This window comes from Novosphingobium huizhouense (assembly GCF_020179475.1).
GTDB lineage: Bacteria > Pseudomonadota > Alphaproteobacteria > Sphingomonadales > Sphingomonadaceae > Novosphingobium > Novosphingobium huizhouense.
The window spans coordinates 604,964-628,106 of sequence record NZ_JAILXZ010000003.1; the positions used below are offsets into that span (position 1 = coordinate 604,964).

The following is a 23,143-nucleotide window of genomic DNA, read 5'->3' on the forward strand; positions in this document are numbered from 1 at the left end:
CTTCATGCCACCATGCCGCGCTTCATGTATTCGAGCGCGAGCAGCACCAGCAGCACCGCGCCCAGCCCGATGGTCGCGCCGGCGAACCAGCGCAAGTGCTTCCAGTAATCGGCGCGTTGCTCGCGGGTCATGCCCAGCGAAACCGAGCCGACCACCGGCAGACCGGTCGCCCGCTCGAGCTGGCCGGTGGTCGAATAGCTCGAATTGAGCTGGCCGAGCGCGAAGGCCGCGCCGCAGCCTGCGGCAAGGCCGACCACCAGCACCAGCGTCAGCAGCATCGGGCGGTCGGGCGCCGAAGGGCTGCGCGGCGTGGTCGGCGGGTCGATCACCTCGAACTTGACCGCGTTGCGCTCGCTTTCGACCTGGCCGCGCAGGCGCAGCTGCTCGCGGTCGCGCAGCAGCTTGTCGTACTGTTCCTTGAGCACGTCGTAGTCGCGGTTGATCCGCGCGGCCTCGGCGGCGACCGCCGGCTCGCTGTACTGCTGCGAGGAGAGCTGGGCGATGTCCTGCTGGAGCGAGGCCTTGCGCGATTGCAGCGCGACAATGCTCGCCTGGCGGTCGGCCTTGATCGACTGGAGCGAGACATAGGCCGGGTTGGGCGTTCCCGCCGGGCCGCCCTCGCCCGCCGCCAGCTTGGCGAGGCCGGCGATCTGGCCCTTGAGCGCCTGGACGTCGGGATGGCTGTCGGTCAGGCCGCGCGCGCGCATCCCGGCAAGCTCGGACTGCGCCTGGGCGAGCGCGCCCTTGGCCCCGCCTGTGGCGCCGGGCACGACGATCGTGGGCGGCGTGCCCGAAAGCTGGCCGTTGACCGCGGCGAGCGCGCTCTGCGCGGCGAGCAGGTCGGAATCGACCCCGCGCAATTCGCTGCGCGCGCCCTCGATCCGCGCGGTGATCCCGCCGCTGCCGGGCATCAGCGCGGCGTTCTTCGCCTCGAACGCCTGGCGGCGCTGCTCGGCGGCCTCGAGATCCTTCTGCCGGTCCTGCAGCTGCTGGTCCATGAAGGCGATCGTGTCGGTCATCTCGCCGCGCCCGCCGGCAAGGTTCTCCTCGCGGAAGATGTCGATCATCTTCTGCACGATGTCCTGCGCGAGCTTGGCGTTCTCGACGTCGGAATAGCCGCGGCTGCCCGACGAGGCGGTGATCTCGAACAGGTTGTCCTGCTGGCTCACCACCTTGATCGCCTTGGCGAGGCCGGCGACGGTGCCCTCCATCTGCTTGTCCGAGGTGACCTTGTCGCCGAGCCGCGTCGCGCGCACCACCTTCTCGAGATTGACCGCGCTGGTCAGCGTCTGGCGCACGCGCTCGATGTCGCGCTTGCGATCGCCGCCGATGCCGATCTGGTCGGACAGCACGTCGTCGATCTGGACGAAGATGCGCGCCTTGGATTCGTAGGTGTTCGGCACCATGGCCACCGAGAGCCAGCCGAACAGGCACACCACCCACGCGATCGCCAGCGCCAGCCAGCGCCGGTTCCAGATCCCGTAGAGCGCGATGCGCACTTCCTCGTAGATGTTGGTCATGCCGCCAGAGGGTCCCCGTGCGCTCAGAAGTTGCTTTCGGGGATGATGATCACGTCGCCGGGCATCAGCATCACGTTGGCCTTGCTCTCGCCCTTCTTGAGCAGGTCGCCGATCTTGAGGTTGTATTCCTTCTGCTTGCCGGTCTGCTTGTCGAAACGGACGAGGCGGGCGCGATTGCCGGCGGCATATTCGGACAGGCCGCCGACCGCGATCATCGCGTCGAGCAGCGTCATGTTGGCGCGGTAGGGGATCGACGAGGGCTTCTCGGTCGCGCCGACGATGCGCACCTGCTGGCTGAAGGTGCCCGCGAACTTGTTGACGATGACCGAGACGATCGGCTCCTGGATGTACTGCGAAAGCTGGAGCTTGATGTCCTCGGCGAGCATCGACGGGGTCTTGCCGACCGCGGGCATGTCGTTGATCAGCGGCGTGGTGATGCGACCGTCGGGCCGCACCTGCACGCTCGCGCCAAGTTCTGGATTGCGCCAGACGAAGATTGTCAGTTCGTCGAGCGGGCCGATCACGTATTCCTCGCCCGGCCCCTCCTGCAGCGCCACGAACGAGGCCGGCGGCAACTGCTGCGCGGGCTTTGCCGCGGCGCAACCGGACAGCGCCATGCCCGCAAGCGCGGTGCCGGCAAGCAGGATACTGGGGCGCAACACGGTCCGCATGTCAGGTCCTTCGGAACTTGCGCATGGCCGGCCCCGCGACCGCTCCAAAAGGTGGAACGTCCCGGGAAAACGCGACCGCGCTCGCCGGTGGTAATACCGCCGACTGGTGAAGATTGCGTTAGCCTTCTTCGCAAACCCTGTTGTGACAAGGGCTTTGCGCGACAAGTCCCGAATTGGCACGGCGCGCACGGTGATGGTTAATGCTTTGTTTTATATAAGGAGTTCTACCGCAGGCCCCTGCCCGAGGAAGTGCATCGGGCTGGCGCTGGCGCCGTACGCACCTGCACAAAATATCGCGACGAGGTCGCCTTCTTCGGCGCGCGGGAAACCGCCCTTGTCGGCCAGCCGGTCGAGCGGAGTGCACAGGCAGCCGACCACGCTTGCTTCCTCCTCGACCGGCGCGTCGAAGCGGGTGGCGATGGCGCTGGGGTAGTTGCGGCGCACGACCGTGCCGAAATTGCCGCTCGCCGCAAGCTGGTGATGGAGCCCGCCGTCGGTGACGAGGAAGACTTCGCCGTGGCTTTCCTTGCGGTCGATCACCCGCGTCAGGTAGACCCCGGCTTCGCCGACGAGATAGCGCCCCAGTTCGATGCAGAAGGCGGTGTCGCGCAGCACCTGCGGCAGCGCAGCGAACCGCTCGGCGAGCGCCGCGCCGACCGCGGCGATGTCGACCGGCGTGTCGCCCGGGAAATAGGGGATGCCGAAGCCGCCGCCGAGATTGCACCTGGGCAAGGCGACGCCGGCCTCCTCGGCAAGCCGCGCGGCAAGCTGCAGCGTCTGCGCCTGCGTTTCGATGATCGCGGCGGCGTCGAGCGCCTGGCTGCCGGCGAAGATGTGGAAGCCGCGCCATTGGGCATCGGCATCGACGAGCCGCCGGGCAAGCGCCGGCACCTTGTCGGCGTCGATCCCGAACGGCTTGGCGCCGCCGCCCATCTTCATGCCCGAGCCCTTGAGGTCGAAATCGGGATTGACCCGGATCGCAAGGCGCGGCGCGAGCCCCACGCGCGCGGCGATGGCGAGCGCCCGCTCGGCTTCGCGCTCCGACTCAAGATTGAGCGTTACACCCTTGATAATCGCCAGTTCCAGCTCCGCATCGCGCTTGCCCGGGCCGGCGAAGCTGACGCAGGCGGGGTCGATCCCCGCGGCCTCGACCAGTGCGAGTTCACCCGCCGAGGCGATGTCGAAGCCATCGACCAGGCCGGTCATGTGGCCGAGCAGCGGGCCGAACGGATTGGCCTTGACCGCGTAGTGGATCGCAAGGCGCGCGGGCATCGCCGCACGCAATTGCGCCACCCGCGCATCGAGCCGGTCGCGCACATAGACGAACAGCGGCGTGCGTCCCGCTTCGGCGGCAAGGTCGCTCGCCTTGCGTCCGGCGATCGCCAGCTCGCCGTCGATCGCGGCAAATCCTGCGGGAATGGGTCCGAGCGGCTTCATTGCGCCTGCCCTTGCGCGAGTTCGGCGGCGAGCGCAACGCGGTCGAGCTTGCCGTTGGGGCTGACCGGCATCGCCTCGCGCCAGTGGACGTGGCGCGGCACCATGAAGTTGGGCAGCATTGCCGCGAGCGCCGTGGTCAGCGCGCGCGTATCGGCCTCGCCTGCTGCGCGGGCGACGAGGTGGATCGCCTGGCCGAGATGCGGATCGGGCAGGCCCAGCGCCACCGCTTCGGCGACGAGGCCGGTCGCCACCGCCGCCTCTTCGACTTCCTGCGGGCTGACGCGGTTGCCGCTGGTCTTGATCATCGCATCGCGCCGCCCGACGAAATGGAGCAGCCCTTGCGCGTCGCGCCGCACCCGGTCGCCCGACCACACCGCCATGCCGCCGAGGCGTGAAAACGCCGGCGCGGGCCTGAAGCGCTCGGCAGTGCGCGCGGCGTCCTGCCAGTAGCCCTGCGCGACGAGCGGCCCGGCGTGGACCAGCTCGCCCTCCTCGTCCGGCCCGGCTTCGCCGCCATCGTCGGTCACCACGAGGATCTCGGCGAACGGAATCGCCCGGCCGATCGAGGTCGGGTGCGCATCGACCAGCGCCGGATCGAGGTAGGTGGAGCGGAACGCCTCGGTCAGCCCGTACATCGGGTAGAGATCGGCCTGCGGGAAGGTGGTGCGCAGGGCGCGGACCAGCGACGGGTTGAGCGCCCCGCCGCTGTTGGTCAGCCGCCGCAGCTTCGCCGCGACTTCGGACGGCCACTGAAGTTCGACCAGTTGCAGCCACAGCGGCGGCACGGCGGCGATGGTCGTGATGTCGTGGCGTTCGACCGCCTTCATCACGTCGCGCGCCATCAGGTAGTCGAGCGGGATCACCGCGCCGCCCGCATGCCAGGTCGAAAGCAGCTGGTTCTGGCCGTAGTCGAAGGCGAAGGGCAGCACCGCCAGCACGCGGTCCGCGGGCGCGATCTTCAGGTAGTGCGCCACGCTCGCCGCGCCGAGCCAGAGGTTGGCGTTCGACAGCATCACCCCCTTGGGCCGCCCGGTCGAGCCGCTGGTGTAGAGGATCGCGGCGAGCCCGCCGTCTTCACCCTGCGAGGCAGGAAGCGGCTCCATCCCGCTGATTTCCTGCAGAACCTGCGCCTCGTCCCAGGGCGCCGCCCGCGCCAAGTCGCCGCTTTCGAGCGTGTCGAGCCGCGCCTTGTTGGCAAGCAGCAGCCGCGCGCCGCTGTCGGCGAGGATATGCGCCACCTGCGCGCGCTTGAGCAGCGGGTTGACCGGCACGTAGACGTGGCCTGCCCGCACCGCGGCGAGCGGCATCAGGCAGGTCAGCTCGCCCTTGCCCGCCCAGGTTGCAATGCGTTCACCCTTCCCCGATACCTTGCCACGCAACCAGGCGGCGAGCTGACCGACGCGGGCGTCGAGCTCGACATAGGTCAGCGCGCCCGCCTTGAGCACCAGCGCGGGCGCATCGGCGCGGCCCTGCTGCGGCAGGTGGTCGAGCGGGCGGACGGTGGCGTCGGGAGCATCGGGCACGGAACAACTCGCGCAAGGTTTGAAGAGAGCAGGGAACTCGTTGGCGATCCGGGTCTATCACGTCGATCTTGCAGAAGCGCAAGCCGATCCGGCGCTCGCCAGCCTGCTCGGCCGCTCGGCGACGAGCGCGCCGTTCGACCGGCTCGACTGGCTGCGCCTGCTCGGCGAAGAGTGCCTTGGCGCCGAGCGCTGCTTCCTCGCCGTGGCGCGCGAAGGCGAGCGGATCGCAGCGCTGCCGCTTTGCGAGACGGCGTTCGGCTACGAGCAGCTCGGCAACTGGTACAGCTTCCGCGTAGGCCCGCGCGGGGGCGACGACGCGCTCCTCGCCGCGCTCGTCGCCCGCCTGCGCCGCCCGCTGCGCCTGCAGCCGATGCTGCGCGAGGACGCCGAGCGCCTCGCCCGCGCGCTGCGCCGCGCGGGGTGGATGGGGCGCAGCGAACCGTGCGGCGTCAATTACTTCACCGACCTGTCCTCGGGCAGTTTCGAGGACTGGTGGGCGCGCCGGCCGGGCGCGCTGCGCGAAACGGTGCGGCGCAAGGGCCGCGCGGGCACGGTCGCGCTGTCGATCGCCACGGACTTTGCCGATTCCGACTGGGACGCCTACGAGGCGGTCTATGCGCGCAGCTGGAAGCCGGCCGAGGCGAGCCCGCGCTTCCTGCGCCGCTTCGCCCGCGCCGAAGCCGAAGCGGGCGCGCTGCGGCTCGGCCTTGCGCGGATCGACGGCGAGCCGGTGGCGGCGCAGTTCTGGACGGTGGAAGGCGGCACCGCCTGGATCCACAAGCTCGCGCACGACGAGCGGTTCGCGGCGCGCTCGCCCGGCACGCTGCTCAGCCACGCGATGTTCGCCCGCGCGATCGAGGTCGATCGGGTGACCCGGATCGATTTCGGGACAGGCGCCGATGCCTACAAGCGCGACTGGATGGACGCCGTCCGGCCGCTCCATGCGCTTGAATTCCATCGACCTTTTTCACCCGCAAGCTGGCTGCGGCTGGCTCGCCTCGCCGCGCGCGCGCTGGTCAAGCGCCCCCTTGTCTTGCCCCCCGGTGCTGGCTAGAGGCCGGAAAAAGCATGATTTCGGGCGGAGCGATGAGGGTGAACGCAGTGGCCAGTGACGAAACCGACGACCGGCTGCGCGCCATCCTGCGCGACGTGCTGGGCCTGAGCGCCGAAACGGTCGCCGGCTTCGATGCCGGAACCGCGCTGTTCGGCGCGCTGCCCGAGCTCGATTCGATGGCCGTCGCCGGTCTGCTGACCGAGATCGAGGACCGCTTCGGCATCGTCATCGACGACGACGAGATCGATGGCGAAGTGCTCGAAACTTACGGCGCCCTGCTCGCCTTCACCGCCGCGCGGGTCGGCTAGCGCGACGCTACGCAGCCGACCGGGGCGACACCAGCGCGACGATGCGCTATCGCGCGGCAACGTCATGGATTTCCGCGCGACCTGGACCTGCCCCGGCCCCGATGGCCTGACCGACGAACACGCCGTCGCCTTCGACCGCGGCCGGCAGCGCCGCGTGCTGATCGTGCCGGCGCTGTTCGAGGAACAGAACCGCACGCGCCGCCTGCTCGTGGAAACCATGCGCCGGCTCGACGCGGCGGGGATCGACAGCTTCCTGCCCGATCTTCCGGGCTGCAACGAGAGCCCGCAGGACCTTGCCCGGCAGAGCCTCCATTCGTGGCGGCAGGCGATGGCCGATGCCGCGCGCCAGCTTGGCGCCAACGCGGTGCTCGCGGTCCGCGGCGGGGCGCTGGTGCTGCCCGCGCACCTGCCCGGCCAGGTGCTCGAGCCGGTCGCGGGCGCGACGCTGCTGCGCCAGCTGTTGCGCGCGCGCGTGCTCGCCGCGCGCGAAGCGGGCGACCATGCCTCGATCGACGCGCTGCTCGACCAGGGGCGCGAACGTGGGCTGGTGCTGGCCGGCTACCGCCTTGCCCCGGCAATGATCGCCGGGCTCGAAAGCGCGCTGCCCGCGCACGAGGGCCAGCGCACCATCCTGCTGGCCGAGCTCGGCGGCGGCGCGGCGCCGTGGTCGCGCGCCGAACCGGGCGAAAGCGCGCAGCAGTCCACCGCGCTGGCCCGGATCGTCGCGGCATGATGCGCCGGCATCTCGGCTTCGACTGCGAAGGCGCGCGGCTCGCCGCGACGCTCGACATGCCCAACGCCTCGCGGCCTGCCGGGCTGCTGGTGGTCTCGGGCGGCAACGAGATCCGCAGTGGCGCCTTTGCCGGGATGGCGCAGCTGACCGCGCGCCTGGCGCGCGAGCACGCCGTTCCGTGCCTGCGCTTCGACCGGCGCGGCGTGGGCGAGAGCGAAGGCGACAACCACGGCTTCCGATCGAGCGCGCCCGACATCGCCGCCGCGCTGGCCGCGTTCCGGCAGGCCGCGCCGCATGTCCGGCGGGTGATCGGCTTCGGCATCTGCGATGCGGCGAGCGCGCTCGCCCTGTTCGGCGCGGAAGCGGGTCTCGACGGCCTCGTCCTTGCGAACCCGTGGACGCTGGACGACGCCGGGGACGATGCCACCTTCCCCGCGGGCGCGCTGTGGCGGCGCTACCTCGGCAAGCTGGCGCGCCCCGGCGAATGGCGGCGGCTGCTGAGCGGCGGCGTGAATCTTGCCGGCATGGCCCGCGACATGAGCGGCGCCGCGCGCCAAGGCGGCGGATCGTCGCTGACGCGCGAGATGGAGCAGTCGCTCGCGCGCTTTGCCGGGCCGGTGACGATCCTGCTGGCCGAGCGCGACCGCACCGCGCAGCTGTTCGAAGCCGCCTGGCCGCGCGGCGATGCGCGCGTGCTGCGCCACGCGAGCGCGGGCCACGCCTTCGACGAGGAGACGGCGCGCGACTGGCTGGTCGCGCGCCTCGTCGAAGCGCTCGCCTGAACCTTATTCGGCGGCTTCGCTCTGCAGCGCGGCGAAGTCGAGTTCGGCGAGGAAGCGCTCGGCATCGAGCGCGGCCATGCAGCCGGTGCCCGCCGCCGTCACCGCCTGGCGATAGGTGTGGTCCATGACGTCGCCGCAGGCGAAGACGCCGGGGATCGCGGTCTTGGGCGTGCCCGGCTGGACCACGATGTAGCCGCTCTCGTCGAGTTCGAGCTTGCCCTTGAACAATTCGGTCGCGGGCGCATGGCCGATGGCGACGAAGGCGCCGTCGGTGGCGAGCGACGATTTCTCGCCGGTGACGGTGTCGACCAGTTCGACCGCCTGCAGGCCGCCGCCGCCGAGATCGCCCGAGAAGCTTTCGACCGCCTTGTTCCACAGCACCTTGACGTTGGGATGCGCGAACAGCCGATCCTGCAGGATCTTCTCGGCGCGCAGGCTGTCGCGGCGGTGGATCAGGGTGACGTCGGGCGAATGGTTGGTGAGGTAGAGCGCCTCTTCCACCGCGGTGTTGCCGCCGCCGATCACCACGACCTTCTTGCCGCGATAGAAGAAGCCGTCGCAGGTGGCGCAGGCCGAGACGCCCTTGCCCGAGAACTCGACCTCGCCGGGCACGCCGAGCCATTTCGCCTGCGCGCCGGTGGCGATGACGAGCACGTCGCCCTCGTAGATGTCGCCGCTGTCGCCCACGGCGCGGAAGGGCGATCCCTCCATGCTGACTTCGGTGATCGTGTCCCACAGCATGCGGGTGCCGACGTGTTCGGCCTGGGCCTGCATTTCCTGCATCAGCCAGGGTCCCTGGATCACGTCGCGGAAACCGGGATAATTCTCGACGTCGGTGGTGATCGTCAGCTGGCCGCCCGGCTGCAGGCCCTGCACCACGATCGGCTCCATCCCGGCGCGCGCGCCGTAGATCGCGGCCGAGAGGCCGGCGGGGCCGGAGCCGATGATGAGCATGCGGGTCTTGTGCGTGGTGGGCATTGCGGGGAACCTCCAGTCGAAGGCGGAGATAGATTCACCGGGCGGCGATTACGAGTCCGCCCGGCGAGTTTTCCCTTGCGCCATGGCAACCGCGGGTTTCAGCCCGCCGCGCCCGTCATTCGACGAAGACGATGCGATAGGCGCGGTAGGTGAACTTCCAGGCGCCGTCGATCCGGCGCAGGCGATCGTCGTAGCGGCCATTGTTGTAGACGCGCTTGCCGGTCTGGGGATCGTCGTAGATCTCGATGGTGTAGGCGACGGCCTTCGCCTCGTCCCCCTCCACTTCGATCGAGCCGGGCTGCATGAAGTAGACCATCGGCCGGGTCATGTTGTCGAGGCCATAGGCCTTCATCGATTCGACCCAGGCGGCGACGATCGTCTCGCGGCCGGAGAACACCCCGAGGTCGGGGTATTCGGGCAGCTCCCACTGCGCGTCCTCGGCCCATATCGAGCCCCAGAGATCGGCATCCTTCGTCATCACGCCGTGGGCGTGGGTGTCCATCAGTTCGCGGATCGCGACGCGGTCCTCGATCGGGCCGGTGAACGGCATTGGTAGTCCTTCCGTTCTTACCAGGCGTGGGGTTCGCCGTTCCACTTGAGGAAATCGCCCGAGGTCTCGAGCGTCCAGTCGGCGGCGACCTTGCGGATGCCAGCGGCGGATTCAGCCGGGGTGATGTCGGCGCCCGCGCCGCCCATGTCGGTCTGCACCCAGCCCGGGTGGACGAGGCCGACGATCACGCCGCGCGGCCTGAGGTCGATCGCGACCGAGCGCATCAGCCGGTTGAGCGCGGCCTTCGACGCGGCATAGGCGTAGAAACCGCCGTAGGGCCAGGTCGAGGCGGCGAGCTGGCTGGTGATGTTGATGACCCGGGCCCCTTCGCCAAGGCGCGGCAGGAAAGCCTGCAGCACCCGCAACGGCCCCTGCACCATCACGTTGAAGGTGTCGTTCCACGCCTGCCAGTCGGCGGTTTCGAGCTCCTTTTCCGAGGACGGGCCGGTCACGCCCGCGACGTTGTAGAGCACGTCGATGGGATCGTCGCCGCTCGCGCTCGCGGCAGCGCGGACCGAGGCGTCGTCGGCGACGTCCATCGCCACGATGCGGAGCCGCCCGTCCGACGAAGCGGCGAGGTCGGCCAGTGCTGCGCTGGCAGAGCGCGCCAGCGCGATCGCCGTGTCCCCCGCCTCGATGTGCTGGCGGGCGAGCTCGAGCCCGATGCCGCGCGCGGCGCCGGTGATTGCTACGGTTGCCATGGCTTACCTTCTCCCTTCGATCCAGTCGTTGAGCACTTCGTGAAAGAAGCGCACGCGTGTTTCCTGCGCAGGCAGGTAGGCGTCTTCATAGCCCTTCGAATGCATGCCCGCCTGCATTCCTTCGGCGAGTTCCATGTCCTGGTAGACGATCTGCCCGGCAAGCTCGGGAATGCCGCGCCCGCCGTCGAAATCGCGATGCTCGCAGGTCTGGACCTCGCGCAGCGGCCTTTCGCCGGCCATGATCGACTGGCAGGTCTGCTGCCCTTCGACCGGGAAGGCCATGCACCACAAGTCAAAGAAGCACTTCTCCGGGTCCTCGGGGTGCGGCTCGCTGCGGAAGAAGATCAGGTTGTCGGGCAGGAAGCTGATGGTGACGTTGGGAAAGATCACCGTGTGCGGGCTGTCGGTGATCTGCTCGTCGTCCATGTGCTCATAGTGGACATAGCCCCGCTCCTGCCAAAGCCGACGCTTGGCCGCCTTGAGATCGCGCCAGCCCTGCATCGCCATGTCCTCGTAGGAAGCGTAGCCGGAAGGATCGATGTCCCACTGGCGCAGGATCGCCTCGAACGGATGCGGCACGCCCTCGGGCAGGCGGTCGGAGAGCGATGGGCGCATCGGCTGGACGGTGCGGCCGTGCCCGCGCGGCCACATCTCGTGCCGCGCGGTGTCGACGTCCTGGTCGATCCACGGCGGCACCTGCGGGTGCGCGGTGCGGGTGTGGTAGCTTTCCGAGAAGTTGTCGGTGACGAACTTCCAGTTGGCGTTGAGCGCGATGCGGTACCACGCGACCCGCACGGCGGTGTCCATGGGGTAGGCCTTGTAGAGCTGCGGCATCGGATCGAGGTAATCGAGCAGCGGCTCGGCTTGCGGGTCCATCGTGTACCAGACGAAGCCGCCCCAGGTGTCGCACTTCAGCTCCTTGAGGCTCAATTTCCCGCAGGGGTTCCCTTGCGGGAAATCGTGCGCGTCCTGCGCGAACTGGAGCACGCCGTCCTTGCCCCAGCGCCAGCCGTGGTAGGGGCAGGTGATCGCATCGAGCGAGGAGCTTTCGCCGACCATGCGCATGCCTCGGTGGCGGCAGGAATTGTAGAAGGCGCGGATCGAGCCGTCGTCCTGGCGGATGCAGAGCACCGATTCCTTCATGAAGGTGTGGACGAGGAAGTCGCCCGGCTCAGGGATCTCGGCGGTGCGCCCGGCGACGTGCCAGATGCGCGTCCACAGGCCGTCCCACTCCTTCTGCGCGAACTCCTTCGAATAGTAGCGATCGCCGGTGATCGGATTGCCGCGCAGGTTGGCCGGATCGCGGCCGTCGAGCGCGGCGAAGCTGGCGCTGGTCTCGTTCATCGTCGTCTCCCGCTGGTCCGTTCTGCTGCGGATGCCGCTCTGGCGCCCTGCTCTGGCGCAGCGCTCCTCTGCCGCGATACTGGCAGAAGGGGGAGATTATAGTCCATACGGATTGTTTTTACACCTCGAACGCGCCCGCCGCCGCCTCGGCGTGGAGCATGGCGACGGTGCGCGCGACCAGCCGGCGGACCAGCGCGGCCCGCCGCTCGCCGATCACCGGCAGGTTGAGCAGCAGGCCCATGTGCGCGGTCACCACGAAATCGTTGACCAGCTTCATCGTCTCCCAGCGCGCCTGCCACTGCGGGAAGCTCTCGATCATCTCGCCGATCCACACCGCGTCGAAGCGCCGGGCCGCGGGCAGGAACACGCGCTCGAGATCGCCGTCGCTGCGCGCCGCCACGGCCAGTTCGACATAGGCGGCATAATCGCGCGTCTGCACGCTGCGCCAGTAGGCCTCGGTGCTGATCTCGAACAGCGCCTCGTCGCGCGCGCCCGCCACCGAACCGAGGTAGTCGTCGAGGAAGCCGCGCATCCGGCGATAGAACACGTGCTCGACGACGGCCGCGGCAAGGTCCATGCGCGTGGCGAAATGGTGGTGCATCGCCCCGCGCGAGGCGCCGGTGCGCTCGGCCACCTTCTGTGTCGACAGCCCGGCGTAGCCTTCCTCGACCAGGCAGTCGATCGCAGCCTCGACCAGCCGGATCCGTGTGCGCACGCTCTTGCGCTGCTGCCAGCGCTCGGGCTCGGCGGCGAGGTCGGCGGGAAGCATCGCCTCGAGCATCCGCTGCTGCATCGTCGTCGCCATCGTCGCTCCTAGCACAAACCTTAGGTTCCGGGTTTCCGCGCGCAATGGCAAAAGAAACCGGCAAGAGTGCCTGTTTTGCCGGCAAAACCCTTCCGGGCAACCTGCGCCTTTGGCGAGTGGCGGGACCGGAACGGGGCGCGCGATGACGGGCCTCGAGGAACGTTTCGGGCGCGCGCCGCCGCGCCCTGGAGAGGAAGGGTTCACAATGACCGTCGAACAGCCGATGTCGCGCTATTCCAAGGAGTTCGATCCCCCGGTGCGCGGCGACACGATCACCGCCGACCGCTACATCAGCAAGGAGTGGATGGCGCTCGAAAACGAGCGGCTCTGGCCCAAGGTCTGGCACCTTGGCGGCGTGCTCGCCGAGCTGGAGGAGGAAGGCGACTTCATCCGCCACAACTTCGGCAAGGAATCGGTCATCATGGTCAAACAGGCCGATGGCGGAATCAAGGCGTTCTACAACACCTGCCCGCACCGCGGTAACCGCCTGATCCTGGGTGACGCCGGTTCGACCCCGCGGATCACCTGCGGCTACCACGGCTGGCAGTTCGATCCCGACGGCACGCTGGTTCACGTCCAGGACCCCGACGACTTCCCCGGCGGCAACCCCTGCGGCAAGACGAAGCTGTCCGAACTGCGCTGCGACACCTGGGGCCCGTTCGTGTTCTGGTGCATGGACGACGACGTCGCCCCCTTGCACGAATGGCTGAGCCCCTTCCCCGAACGGCTCGCGGGCTATGGCCTCGAGAACTGGATCCGCGTGATCAACCTCTCGGCCGACTGCGAGTTCAACTGGAAGATCATCCGCGACAACTTCAACGAGAGCTACCACCTCCCGACGATTCACCCCGAGCTGTCGACCTTCATCAACGACGGCCTGCCCGACACGCTGTTCGAGATGTACCCCTCGGGCCACAACTCGATGTGGATGAAGGGCCACCAGCCGACCACGCGCCAGCCGTTCGATGCGGGCCAGGTGCCCGCGCCGCTCGACGCCATCGCCGGCGCCTGGGGGATCAACCCCGACGACTACAACGGCCATGCCGGCGACATCCGCCAGGCGGTGATCGACGCCAAGCGCAAGTTCGGCAAGGAGCGCGGCTACACCAACTACGACAGCATGACCGACCAGCAGCTGGTCGATTACTTCCACTGCACGCTGTTTCCGAACCTCACGATCACGATGTCGCCCGAGCAGTGCCAGATCCTGCGCACCGAGCCGCACCCGACCGACCCCGAAAAGTGCGTGTTCCAGCACTGGTGCCTCTATCCGCCGGTCGAGGGCATGACCGAAGTCGAGACCCCGATCGGCCCGCTGCCGCTGCGGCACGACGCGGCGCACCGCCACAGCGTCTACGGCGACGGCGTTTCGGTCGGCTATGTCGCCGACCAGGACCTGTCGATCGGCACGACGCAGCAGCAGGGCCTCAACTCGCGCGGGTTCAAGGGCTGCATCCTGCCGAACCAGGAAAAGCGCGTGCAGCGCTTCCACGAACTGCTCAACGACTACGTCAAGGGCGGCGCGTGAGCGCAGTGCCAGAGGGGGCGGCCGCCTTGCCGGCGGTCGTCCCCGGCCGCACCGGGCCACACCTGATGCAGGCGGCCTTCATCGTCGATGACGTGGAGGCGGCCGCGCAGGCCTGGACCAGGGCCACCGGCATCGGTCCGTTCTTCCTCGTCCCCCACATCCAGCTGGCCGAGCTCGACTATCGCGGGCAACCGGCCGAAGGCATCGACTTCTCGGTCGCGCTCGCCCAATCCGGCGGCACGCAGATCGAGCTGATCCAGCAGCATTGCGATCGCCCCAGCGCCTATCGCGACACGATCGCCAAGGGGGCGCAGGGGTTCCACCACTTCTGCATCTACACCGACGCCTACGACGCGACGCGCCGGCGCTATCTCGACCAGGGCTTCATCAGCGCGGTCGACGGCCGGTTCGGGGCGATGCGCTTCTGCTACATCGACACCTCGGCGGCGCTCGGCTGCATGATCGAGATCGTCGAGGAGGATGCGGGCCAGACCGAAGCCTTCACCCGCATTGCGCAGGCCGCGCGCGACTGGGACGGCACGACCGACCCGCTCCGCCCCCTGTTCGCCTGATTTTAAGAGAAAATGCGACCGCCAGGGCGCGCCACAACGGGAGAGAAGCCTTGTCCATCCCCTGCCCGATCGAGGATCGCCTCGCGATCCAGGATCTGATGATCGCCTATGCCCACGCGGTCGACACCATCGGCAATGTCGAGGGCATCCTCGACGTGTTCACCGAGGATGCGGTGTTCGACCTATCGGGGATTGGCCTCGCCGCGCTCGAGGGCCACGACGGCATCCGCGGCTTCTTTAGCAACGTCTTCGCCAACATGGCGCACCATGCGCACTACCTGACGAACTTTGCGGTCACCGCCTATGCCGGCGATACCGCATCGATGCGCGCCTACGTGATCGGCATGGGCCAGGGCAAGGACGGCAGCACGGTCACCGTCAACGGCCGCTACTACTTCGACGTGCGCCGCACCGCCGCCGGCTGGAAGGCGACGCGCTACACCATGGACTTCCTGATGCCGCTGTCGGGCACGCTCGACAACGCGAAGTAGGACGAGGAGCACCAGGATGAATCCCGATCTTGTGAACCTTGCGGGCAAAGTCGCCATCGTCACCGGCGCTGGCGTGGGCATGGGCGCTGCCACCGCGCACCTGCTGGCCGCGCGTGGCGCCAGGGTCATCGTCTCGGACATCAACGCCGGGACCGCCGCCGCCACCACAGAAGCGATCCGCACGGCGGGCGGCGAAGCCCACGCGGTCCGCTGCGACGTTGCCGACGAAGCACAGGTCGAAGCGCTCGTCGCAGAAGCGGTCGCCGTGTTCGGCAAGCTCGACTGCGCGGTCAACAACGCCGCGATCACCCCCGACACCCTGCCCATCCACGAAGCCGACATGGCGGCCTTCGACCGGGTGATGAACGTCGACCTGCGCTCGGTCATGCTGTGCATGAAATACGAGATCGCGCAGATCCTGCGCCAGGGCACGCAAGGCTCGATCGTCAACATCGGCTCGGTCAGCTCGGTGCGTCCGCAGCCGAACAATCCCGCCTATGTTGCTGCCAAGCACGGGGTGATCGGCCTGACCAAGGTCGGCAGCCTCGACTATGCCGGCAAGGGAATCCGCGTGAACGCGGTGCTGCCGGGCGCCATCGACACGCCGATGCTGCGCGGCGCGCTTATTACGACGGGCAATACCGAGGAAGACTTCGCCCCTGCCCTGTCGCTGTTCGGCCGCTTCGGCCGGCCCGAGGAAGTGGCCGAAGCAAGCGCATGGCTCTGCTCCGACGCCTCGAGCTATGTCACCGGCCACAGCCTTGCAGTCGAAGGCGGCTACCTGACGCGCTGATGCTTGCGGGCGGGCTTTTTGACTTTAGCGTCGAGCCCCCACCCCGCTGCGACTAGCGCCGCTGACGCGGCGCAAGTCTCGCTGCCCCTCCCCGCCGGGGAGGGGTGGTCAATCGACCGATGTCCATTCCCCCCTCCCCGGTGGGGAGGGGTCGGGGGTGGGGGTTCGGCCCCTGCGCCCGAACCCGATCACACCTGGCTGAAGCCGCCGTCGATCACGAATTCGGCGCAGGTGACGAAGCTGGCCGCTTCGCTGCACAGATAGACGACGCCGCCGCCCATCTCGTCGGGACGGCCCTGTCGCCCGATCGGGTGGCGCGCCTCCATGTTGGCTTGCGCCACTTCGCGCGAAGGCGCCGCGCCCAGTTCGACATAACGGTCCATGATCGAGCCGAGCATGCCGGTATCGACCCCGCCCGGATGCACGGAGTTGACGCGGATGTTGTAGCCGAGCGCCGCGAATTCGGCGCCCATGCACTTGCTCAGCATCTTCACCGCCGCCTTGCTGGTGCAATAGGCGGCGTTGAACGGCGCGCCGCGCAGGCCTCCGACGCTCGAGAAGTTGACCACCGAGGCGCCGCCTTTGCGCGCCTTGCCGCCTTCGCGCAGCAGCGGCAGCAGGACCTGCGTGCCGATGATGATCGAGTCCACGTTCACGGCGTTGACGCGGTGGAACGCCTCGAGGCTGGTGTCCTCGAACTTCTCGACGATCGAGATGCCGGCGTTGTGCACCAGCGCGTCGAGCCGGCCATAGTCCTTGTAGATCTTGCCGGCGAGCGCTTCCCAATCCTGTTCGCTGGTCACGTCGTGGCGCATATAGGCGTCGGCGCCGTCGATCTCGGCGGAATCTGCCATGTCGGTCGCGATCACCGTCGCGTTCGCGGCCTTGAGCGCCTTGACCAGTTCGCGGCCGATGCCGCCAGCCGCGCCGGTCACCACGGCCACCACGTTGTCGAGTGCGATCGTCATTGTGCGGTCCATCCCCCGTCGATGACCAGCTCCGCGCCGGTCATGTAGCTCGAATCCTCCGAAGCGAGGAAGAATGCCGCACTCGCAAGCTCGCTCGGTTGCGCCAAACGTCCGATCGGCGTGGAGGCGACGACGCCCGCCACCAGATCATCGGGCTTTTCGGCAAAGCCCTGGTCGACCCAGCGCTGGAAGCCGGCCTTGAGCAGCGGCGTCTCGACGAAACCGGGATGCAGCGAGTTGGCGCGGATCGGCGTCTGCTTCTGCGCGAATTCGATGGCGATGCCCTTGGTGAACAGCCGCACCGCGCCCTTGGTGGCGTTGTAGGCCGAAACCTCGTTCATGCCGACAAGGCCCATGATCGAGCTGACGTTGATGATCGACGAACCGCCGCGAACATCCTTGCCGCTTTCGGCCATCAGCGGGGTGAAGTGCTTCACGCCCAGAAACACACCGTCGACGTTGATCGACATGATCCGCCGCCAGCCTTCCATCGACAGACTTTCGACCGCGCCGGTCAGGTCGACGCCGGCGTTGTTGACGAGCACGTGGCACTTGCCGTGGCGTTCCTTGACGAGCGCGACGGCGCGTTCCCAGTCCTCTTCCTTCGCCACGTTGGCCGAGACGTAGCTCGCCGCCTGGCCGAGCCGGGCCATCGTCTCGGTCGCAAGCGCGCTGTCGGGCGCATCGAGATCGGAGAGCACGACTTCGGCGCCTTCGGCGAGGAAGCGCTCGACGCAGGCAAGGCCGATGCCGCGCAGGCCCCCGGAAACGAAGGCGACGCGGCCCTTCAGCCGCTGGGCAGACAATTCCATGACTTCAAACTCCCATCATGCCGGCGGTGGTGGCGCCGTCGATCGCCAGTTCCGCGCCCGAGACGAAGGCCGCCTCGTCCGAGGCGAGATAGGCGACGAGCCCGGCGATTTCCTCGAGCTTGGCCATGCGGCCCATCGGCGACATCGCGTTGTACATCGCGCGCGCGGCGTCCGGATCGGCCTGCGCGGCGAGGATGCCCATGATCAGCTCGGTCTCGACCACGCCGGGCAGGATCGCGTTGACGCGGATGTTGTAGCCCTTCTGGCCGCAGTGCACCGCCGCCGACTTGGCGAGCGCGCAGACCGCCGCCTTGGTCACCGAATAGGTCACGTAGTTGCCCAAGGGGCGCGTGGCGTTCATCGAGGAATTGACGATGATCGAGCCGCCCGAGCCGAAGGGATTGGCCTTCATTGCGCGAATCGCGTGCTGGACGGTCAGCATCACGCCGGTCTGGTTGACCGCGACGACGTTGTTCCAGCCATCGATGCCGACGTCCTCGATGCTGGCGTCGCCGCTTTCGGTGCCGGCATTGGCGAAGGCGATGTCGAGCCGACCGAAGGCGCCGAGCACCTGGTCGATCAGGCCGGGCCAACCGGCTGCGTCCTGCACCCGGTGGGCGGCGAAGCGCGCGCCGGTTTCCTCGCACAGCGCGCGGGCCGCTTCCTCCTTCGAACCGGTGAAGAACACCTTGGCGCCCTCCGCGGCGAGCCGGCGCACCGAGGCCGCACCGATCCCCGTGGTCCCGCCCGTGACGAGCGCGACCTTGCCTTCCAGTCTTCCAGCCATGTTCTCTCCCGCCGGTGTCCGGCTCTACCAGAAATCCCTTGCGCGGATTGGTAGGCCGATGGTGACTGCAAACAACCTATGCTTTTTCGCAAGGTGACGCGCGCGCGCGGGACCGGCAAAACCGGCAGCATTGACGGAAATATCCAGACCGGGCGAGGATTCGATAAGATGGCCGAGAGTGACCCCCAAATTGGCGGCGGGCTCGCCCGCTGCGACAACGGCATCAGCTGGCAGGACCTGCTCGCGCAGGACTCGCGGCCCGCGCCTGCGATGCTGACCGAGGAAAGCTACCAGTACCGCGGCAGCGAGCCGCTCGCGGCGGAACGCTACACCAGCGAAGCCTTCGCCAAGCTCGAGCGCGAGAAGATGTGGCCCTACGTCTGGCAGTTCGCCGCGCGCGAGGAGGACATCCCCGAAGCGGGCGATTACACCGTGTTCGAAAATGCCGGCCGCTCGTGGCTGATCAGCCGCCAGGACGACGGCTCGGTCAAGGCGATGCACAACGTCTGCCTCCACCGCGGGCGCAAGCTGCGCACGGAGGATGGCGCGGCCGACAAGTTCGTCTGCCCGTTCCACGGCTTTGCCTGGAACAAGGACGGCAGCTTCGACGGCATGCCCTGTTCGTGGGACTTCAAGCACTTGGCAGCCGACAAGATGGCGCTGCCCGAGGCCGAAGTCGGCCGCTGGGGCGGATACATCTTCCTGCGCGAGGAAAAGGGCGGGCCGACCCTCGAGGAATTTCTCGCCCCGATCCCCGAGTTCTTCAAGCGCTGGCGGCACGAGGAGTGCACCACGGTGATCTACGTCGCCAAGGAAGTGCCGGCGAACTGGAAGGTCACCGCCGAAGCCTTCATGGAAGCCTGGCACACCGTCGTCACCCACCCGCAGCTGCTGCCCTTCACCGGTGACGCGAACAGCGCCTACTGGACCTGGGGCGACAACGTGAACGTCAACCTGGTGCCCTTCGGCATCATGAGCCCGCACATCGACGGCGAAGGCCGCAGCCAGCAGTGGATCGTCGACGAATTCGTCAAGTACAACGGCCGCAGCGCCGACAACTACGAATCGAGCGGCGATCCCTTCGCGGTGACCGTGCCCGAAGGCATGACCGCGCGCGAAGCGCTCGGCGCGGCGATGCGCAAGGGCTATACCGAACAAACCGGCTACGACCACGATCACGCCACCGACGCCGAACTGCTCGATGGCCTGGTCTACAACGTGTTCCCGAACTTCGCGCCGTGGGGCGGGTTCATGCCCAACATCGTCTATCGCTGGCGTCCCGGAAAGACCCCCGACACCTGCCTGATGGAAGTGCGGATCCTCGCCCGCGTCAAGAAGGGCGAACCGATCCCGCGCGGCGTTCCGATGAAGCTGCTCGGCCCCGACGAGAAGTGGACCGCAGCGCCCGAACTCGGCGTTCTCGGCCACGTGTTCGAGCAGGACATGGAGAACCTGCCTTACGTGCAGGACGGCCTCCACGTCTCGAAGACCGGCGAGGTCAACCTCGGCGACTACCAGGAAATCCGCATCCGCCAGTTCCACCAGACGCTCGACAAGTACCTGAACGGCGAGCTGGGCGCCAAGGCATGAGCGAAGACGCGACAGAGAGCCATCCGCCGCGGATCGACTGCGTGCTGGTCTGCGGCGGCGTGTGGCACGACATGGACTTCGCCCGGCTGGAGCTGTTGAAGCTGCTGGCCGAAGACCCGCGCGTGCGCACCCGCGTGTTCGAGGACTACGAGAACATCGCCGCGATCGAGGCGGCCGACATCCTCATCACCTACACCTGCGACGTGACGCCTTCGCTCAAGGCGCAGGAGGCGCTGCGCAGCTGGCTCCAGGCGGGCGGGCGCTGGTATGCGCTGCACGGCACCAACTCGGTGCTGCGCTTCCTGACCGAGGGGCCGAACAAGGACCTGTGGGACGCGCCGCGCTGGGCGCCGCTGATGATGGACCTGCTCGGCAGCCAGTTCATCAGCCACCCGCCGATCGCGCCCTACACGGTGACCGTCGCCGACCACGACCACCCGCTGACGCAGGGGATCGAGCCGTTCGACACCACCGACGAGCTCTACCACCTCGAATGCCATGGCGATCTGCACGTGCTGCTGGAAACCGAGTGCACTGAACCCGGCACCGGCTTCGTCGAGGCGGCGGACGCGCTCGGCACGCACCCGGTGATGTACATCAAGACGCACGGCAAGGGCGCGGTGCTCTACAACACGCTGGGCCATTGCCGCGGCCACTACGACCTGCAGCCGATGCTCGACTGGTGGCCGACGGTGGACCGCTGCGCCTGGGACCTGCCGGTGTTCTACGACCTGCTGCGCCGCGGCATCGGCTGGATCAAGGAGCGCGCGCCAAAGGCGGCGTGAGATCGACGGGAGGGCCTGCGGTTCCGACCGGAGGCTTTGCCAAGACGGGCGGCCGGGCGCACAAGCGCTGTGCCGCCCTTTCCTTTTCCGGGCGGCGCCAACGAGGCCTCACGATGCCGCTGCGTATTCTGCTTGCCATTGCTCTGACAACCCTCGCCACGCCCGCGCTCGCTGCGCCGGAAGAGAGCTGGCAGGCGCTGCTCGAGCGCACCGTTGCCGAAACGCGCGCGAGAAACGCGCTGCCGGCGGTGGCCGCGCTGGTGCAGATCGACGGCCGCATCGTCGCCGAAACCGCGCAAGGACTGCGCGCCGCAGGCTACCCCGAAGGTGTCACGCTCGACGACCGCTGGCACATCGGCTCGGACACCAAGGCGATGACCGCGACGATGATCGCCCGCCTGGTCGAGCGCGGCCTGCTCGGCTTCGACGAGACCATGGGCGAGGCCTTTCCCGATTGGGCCGCGACGATGGCCCCGGAGCTGCGAAAGGTGACGATCGCCCAGCTGCTCAGCCACACCGCCGGGCTGCTGCCGGTCACCGAGGACAAGGATCTGGACGCAGTCCTTGCGATTGCCGGGACGGGCGCGGACCTGCGGGCGCAGCGCGCGAGGGTCGCCCGCGCCTATCTCTCGCGCCCGCCCGCCTCGGCGGTCGGCGCCTTCGCCTACTCCAACCTCGGCTATGTCATCGCCGGCGCGATCGCCGAGGCGCGGACGGGCAAGTCGTGGGAGGAGCTGGTCGCGACCGAGGTGTTCGAACCGCTCGGCATGATGCACTCCGGCTTCGGCAATCCCGCCCTGCCCCACGCCCACGACCAGCCCTGGGGGCACGAGGAAGTTCCCGGCGGCAAGCTCGTCGCGCTCGACCCGGCAACGCCCGGCAGCGACAATCCCGGCCTGATCGGCCCTGCCGGCCTCGTCAGCCTGCCGCTGCACGATTGGCTGCTGTTCGCGCAGGATCAACTCGACGGGGTCCACGGGCGCGGCAAGCTGCTCAAGCCCGCGACCTATGCCCGCCTGCACAGCGCGGTGGTGCCGCCTTATTCGCTCGGCTGGGGCGTCAAGACCGGAGCGGACGGCAAGCCGGAGCTGCTGACCCATTCGGGCAGCAACGGCCACTGGCTCGCCGACATCCGCATCATGCCGCGCCGCAATGCGATCACCCTGCTGGTGATCAACGCCGGCAACGAAGCGGCGAACAAGGCGATCGTCGAGATCGGCAGGCCGCTGCGCGACCGCCTGCATCCGTTCGACTGATCCCGGCGGCGCTCAGGCCGCGTCGGCGAAGCGGTCGAGCGCGGCGAGCGGGCTGTCGGGCCAGCGCGAAAGCACCAGCAGCCGCTTGTGCCCATGGCCGATGGTCAGTTCGTCGGTCACGCCCATTCCGCCGTGGAACTGGATCATCTCGTGCCCCAGCGTCACCGATGCGGGTGCGATATAGGCCCGCGCACCGGCCACAGCCTTGGCGAAGCCGTCGGTGCCGTCGCTCACCATCGCCAGGTTGAGCAGCGCGCGCGCCTGTTCGATCACCCCGTACTGCGTCGCCATGCGATGCTGGATCGCCTGGAACGAGCCGAGCGTCACGCCGAACTGCTTGCGCGTGCGCAAGTAGTCGAGCGTGTCGTCGAACAGCCGCTGCATGATCCCCAGGGCCTCGGCCGAGCGGGCGAGCGAGGCCAGCGTCTCGATCGCCACGAGCGCGGCATGGCCGCCGCCCAGCGCGGTGGCGGGCGCCGCTGCAAGCTCGAGCCGCACCGCGACCGAGCCATCGGCCATGCGCCACGGCGTGGCGGTCACGCCTGCCGCGCCTGCTTCGACGAAATGGAGTTCGAGGCCTTCGGCATCGCCCGCCGCGCCCGCGGACCGGGCCGAGACGACGAAGCCGTCGACCCCGGCGCCCGCGACGACGCAGCTCTTGGTTCCCGTCAGCCGAACCTCGGCGCCGCTGCCCTGTGCGCGGGTCTCGACCCACAGGCGGCCGTCGCGGCTGCCGGGCTCGGCGTGGGCGAGCGCGACGCGGCGCGTGCCGGCCAGCAGTTCGGGCAGCCAGGCCTCGCGCAGCGCGTCGTCCGCCCCTTGCGCGAACAGGCGCGCGGCGACCAGCACGTTGTCGATCAGCGGCTCCACGGTCAGTCCGCGGCCCAGCGCCTCGAACACCGTGGCGATCGCGGTGGCGTCGAGGCCGAGCCCGCCGTGCTCCGGCGCGAACGGCGCGGCGATCAGGCCGAGCTCGCCCAGCAGCGCCCAGTTGGCGCGCGAGAAGCCTTCGTCGGTCGCGGCATAGGCGCGGCGACGGTCGATGTCGTAGTGATCCTCGACGAAGCGCTCGGCGAGCGCCTTGAGCATTTCCTCGTCTTCGGTGAGGTCGAAGTTCACGCTGGTTCCCTCTCTCCGTCAGAAGCGGAGCCCTAC

General features: G+C 68.6%; 24 protein-coding genes. 11 read left to right on the plus strand and 13 right to left on the minus strand.

Annotation, left to right across the window (positions count from 1 at the left end):
* Nucleotides 1-2 precede the first annotated feature (2 nt).
* From K3A85_RS14835 to K3A85_RS14850, 4 genes are all read right to left on the minus strand, one after another.
* A complete protein-coding gene (locus tag K3A85_RS14835; protein ID WP_225207280.1) occupies nucleotides 3-1,520 on the minus strand; it encodes an XrtA system polysaccharide chain length determinant in 1,518 nt (505 codons plus the stop codon).
* 23 nt (nucleotides 1,521-1,543) lie between these two features.
* The gene (locus K3A85_RS14840; protein WP_225207281.1) at nucleotides 1,544-2,191 is read right to left on the minus strand and encodes an XrtA/PEP-CTERM system exopolysaccharide export protein; all 648 of its coding nucleotides are present in this window, start codon (nucleotides 2,189-2,191) and stop codon (nucleotides 1,544-1,546) included.
* A 210-nt stretch (nucleotides 2,192-2,401) separates the two neighbouring features.
* Nucleotides 2,402-3,628 (minus strand): pyridoxal-dependent decarboxylase, exosortase A system-associated, encoded by a 1,227-nt coding sequence (locus K3A85_RS14845; RefSeq protein ID WP_225207282.1) that lies wholly within the window; start codon nucleotides 3,626-3,628, stop codon nucleotides 2,402-2,404.
* On the minus strand, nucleotides 3,625-5,151 hold the full coding sequence (locus K3A85_RS14850; protein ID WP_225207283.1) for an acyl-CoA ligase (AMP-forming), exosortase A system-associated: 1,527 nt from the start codon (nucleotides 5,149-5,151) through the stop codon (nucleotides 3,625-3,627). Before K3A85_RS14850 ends, K3A85_RS14845 begins: the two co-directional genes overlap by 4 nt.
* Before the next feature lie 40 nt (nucleotides 5,152-5,191).
* On the opposite strand from K3A85_RS14850, the gene K3A85_RS14855 reads away from it, so the two are divergent.
* From K3A85_RS14855 to K3A85_RS14870, 4 genes are all read left to right on the plus strand, one after another.
* Nucleotides 5,192-6,205 carry a GNAT family N-acetyltransferase gene (locus K3A85_RS14855; RefSeq protein ID WP_225207284.1) on the plus strand — a complete coding sequence of 338 codons (1,014 nt, stop codon included), beginning with the start codon at nucleotides 5,192-5,194 and terminating at the stop codon, nucleotides 6,203-6,205.
* Between the two features lie 32 nt (nucleotides 6,206-6,237).
* Nucleotides 6,238-6,513, plus strand: coding sequence for an acyl carrier protein (locus K3A85_RS14860; protein WP_225207285.1), 276 nt, complete (start codon nucleotides 6,238-6,240; stop codon nucleotides 6,511-6,513).
* A 64-nt stretch (nucleotides 6,514-6,577) separates the two neighbouring features.
* Nucleotides 6,578-7,246, plus strand: coding sequence for an alpha/beta hydrolase family protein (locus K3A85_RS14865; protein ID WP_225207286.1), 669 nt, complete (start codon nucleotides 6,578-6,580; stop codon nucleotides 7,244-7,246).
* On the plus strand, nucleotides 7,243-8,028 hold the full coding sequence (locus tag K3A85_RS14870; RefSeq protein ID WP_225207287.1) for a hydrolase 1, exosortase A system-associated: 786 nt from the start codon (nucleotides 7,243-7,245) through the stop codon (nucleotides 8,026-8,028). The genes K3A85_RS14865 and K3A85_RS14870 overlap by 4 nt, the downstream gene beginning before the upstream one ends.
* 3 nt (nucleotides 8,029-8,031) lie before the next feature.
* Here K3A85_RS14870 and trxB read toward each other — a convergent pair whose 3' ends face one another.
* The 5 genes from trxB to K3A85_RS14895 all read right to left on the minus strand — a co-directional run bounded on the left by trxB (nucleotide 8,032) and on the right by K3A85_RS14895 (nucleotide 12,406).
* On the minus strand, nucleotides 8,032-9,006 hold the full coding sequence (trxB, locus tag K3A85_RS14875; protein WP_225207288.1) for a thioredoxin-disulfide reductase: 975 nt from the start codon (nucleotides 9,004-9,006) through the stop codon (nucleotides 8,032-8,034).
* Nucleotides 9,007-9,121: 115 nt separating this feature from the next.
* Nucleotides 9,122-9,556, minus strand: a complete 435-nt coding sequence (locus K3A85_RS14880) for a nuclear transport factor 2 family protein (RefSeq protein WP_225207289.1) — start codon at nucleotides 9,554-9,556, stop codon at nucleotides 9,122-9,124.
* Nucleotides 9,557-9,573: 17 nt separating this feature from the next.
* Nucleotides 9,574-10,257, minus strand: a complete 684-nt coding sequence (locus K3A85_RS14885; RefSeq protein WP_225207290.1) for an SDR family NAD(P)-dependent oxidoreductase — start codon at nucleotides 10,255-10,257, stop codon at nucleotides 9,574-9,576.
* Between the two features lie 3 nt (nucleotides 10,258-10,260).
* Nucleotides 10,261-11,601, minus strand: a complete 1,341-nt coding sequence (locus K3A85_RS14890; protein ID WP_225207291.1) for an aromatic ring-hydroxylating oxygenase subunit alpha — start codon at nucleotides 11,599-11,601, stop codon at nucleotides 10,261-10,263.
* Nucleotides 11,602-11,719: 118 nt separating this feature from the next.
* Entirely contained in the window at nucleotides 11,720-12,406 is a 687-nt protein-coding gene (locus K3A85_RS14895) for a TetR/AcrR family transcriptional regulator (RefSeq protein WP_225207292.1), read from the minus strand.
* Nucleotides 12,407-12,611: 205 nt separating this feature from the next.
* Between K3A85_RS14895 and K3A85_RS14900 the strand changes: the two genes are divergently transcribed.
* The 4 genes from K3A85_RS14900 to K3A85_RS14915 are packed head-to-tail and all read left to right on the plus strand — an operon-like array spanning nucleotide 12,612 to nucleotide 15,790.
* On the plus strand, nucleotides 12,612-13,934 hold the full coding sequence (locus tag K3A85_RS14900; RefSeq protein ID WP_225207293.1) for an aromatic ring-hydroxylating oxygenase subunit alpha: 1,323 nt from the start codon (nucleotides 12,612-12,614) through the stop codon (nucleotides 13,932-13,934).
* On the plus strand, nucleotides 13,931-14,506 hold the full coding sequence (locus K3A85_RS14905) for a VOC family protein (protein ID WP_225207294.1): 576 nt from the start codon (nucleotides 13,931-13,933) through the stop codon (nucleotides 14,504-14,506). The genes K3A85_RS14900 and K3A85_RS14905 overlap by 4 nt, the downstream gene beginning before the upstream one ends.
* Nucleotides 14,507-14,556: 50 nt before the next feature.
* Entirely contained in the window at nucleotides 14,557-14,997 is a 441-nt protein-coding gene (locus K3A85_RS14910; RefSeq protein ID WP_225207295.1) for a nuclear transport factor 2 family protein, read from the plus strand.
* A 16-nt stretch (nucleotides 14,998-15,013) separates the two neighbouring features.
* Nucleotides 15,014-15,790, plus strand: coding sequence for an SDR family NAD(P)-dependent oxidoreductase (locus tag K3A85_RS14915; protein ID WP_225207296.1), 777 nt, complete (start codon nucleotides 15,014-15,016; stop codon nucleotides 15,788-15,790).
* 188 nt (nucleotides 15,791-15,978) lie between these two features.
* Here the strand turns inward: K3A85_RS14915 and K3A85_RS14920 are convergent, their stop codons facing one another.
* From K3A85_RS14920 to K3A85_RS14930, 3 genes are read right to left on the minus strand one after another with little or no spacing between them, the layout of a single operon-like run.
* Nucleotides 15,979-16,758 (minus strand): SDR family NAD(P)-dependent oxidoreductase, encoded by a 780-nt coding sequence (locus K3A85_RS14920; RefSeq protein ID WP_225207297.1) that lies wholly within the window; start codon nucleotides 16,756-16,758, stop codon nucleotides 15,979-15,981.
* Entirely contained in the window at nucleotides 16,755-17,570 is an 816-nt protein-coding gene (locus tag K3A85_RS14925; RefSeq protein WP_225207298.1) for an SDR family NAD(P)-dependent oxidoreductase, read from the minus strand. Before K3A85_RS14925 ends, K3A85_RS14920 begins: the two co-directional genes overlap by 4 nt.
* Nucleotides 17,571-17,574: 4 nt before the next feature.
* The gene (locus K3A85_RS14930) at nucleotides 17,575-18,357 is read right to left on the minus strand and encodes an SDR family NAD(P)-dependent oxidoreductase (RefSeq protein WP_225207299.1); all 783 of its coding nucleotides are present in this window, start codon (nucleotides 18,355-18,357) and stop codon (nucleotides 17,575-17,577) included.
* Between the two features lie 168 nt (nucleotides 18,358-18,525).
* Between K3A85_RS14930 and K3A85_RS14935 the strand changes: the two genes are divergently transcribed.
* From K3A85_RS14935 to K3A85_RS14945, 3 genes are all read left to right on the plus strand, one after another.
* Complete coding sequence (locus tag K3A85_RS14935; protein WP_225207300.1) at nucleotides 18,526-19,947, plus strand: aromatic ring-hydroxylating oxygenase subunit alpha; 1,422 nt, start codon at nucleotides 18,526-18,528, stop codon at nucleotides 19,945-19,947.
* Nucleotides 19,944-20,732, plus strand: coding sequence for a ThuA domain-containing protein (locus tag K3A85_RS14940; RefSeq protein ID WP_225207301.1), 789 nt, complete (start codon nucleotides 19,944-19,946; stop codon nucleotides 20,730-20,732). Before K3A85_RS14935 ends, K3A85_RS14940 begins: the two co-directional genes overlap by 4 nt.
* A 113-nt stretch (nucleotides 20,733-20,845) precedes the next feature.
* Complete coding sequence (locus K3A85_RS14945) at nucleotides 20,846-21,988, plus strand: serine hydrolase domain-containing protein (RefSeq protein WP_225207302.1); 1,143 nt, start codon at nucleotides 20,846-20,848, stop codon at nucleotides 21,986-21,988.
* A 12-nt stretch (nucleotides 21,989-22,000) separates the two neighbouring features.
* Here the strand turns inward: K3A85_RS14945 and K3A85_RS18155 are convergent, their stop codons facing one another.
* Nucleotides 22,001-23,107 carry an acyl-CoA dehydrogenase family protein gene (locus K3A85_RS18155; protein ID WP_225207303.1) on the minus strand — a complete coding sequence of 369 codons (1,107 nt, stop codon included), beginning with the start codon at nucleotides 23,105-23,107 and terminating at the stop codon, nucleotides 22,001-22,003.
* Between the last annotated feature and the right edge of the window lie 36 nt (nucleotides 23,108-23,143).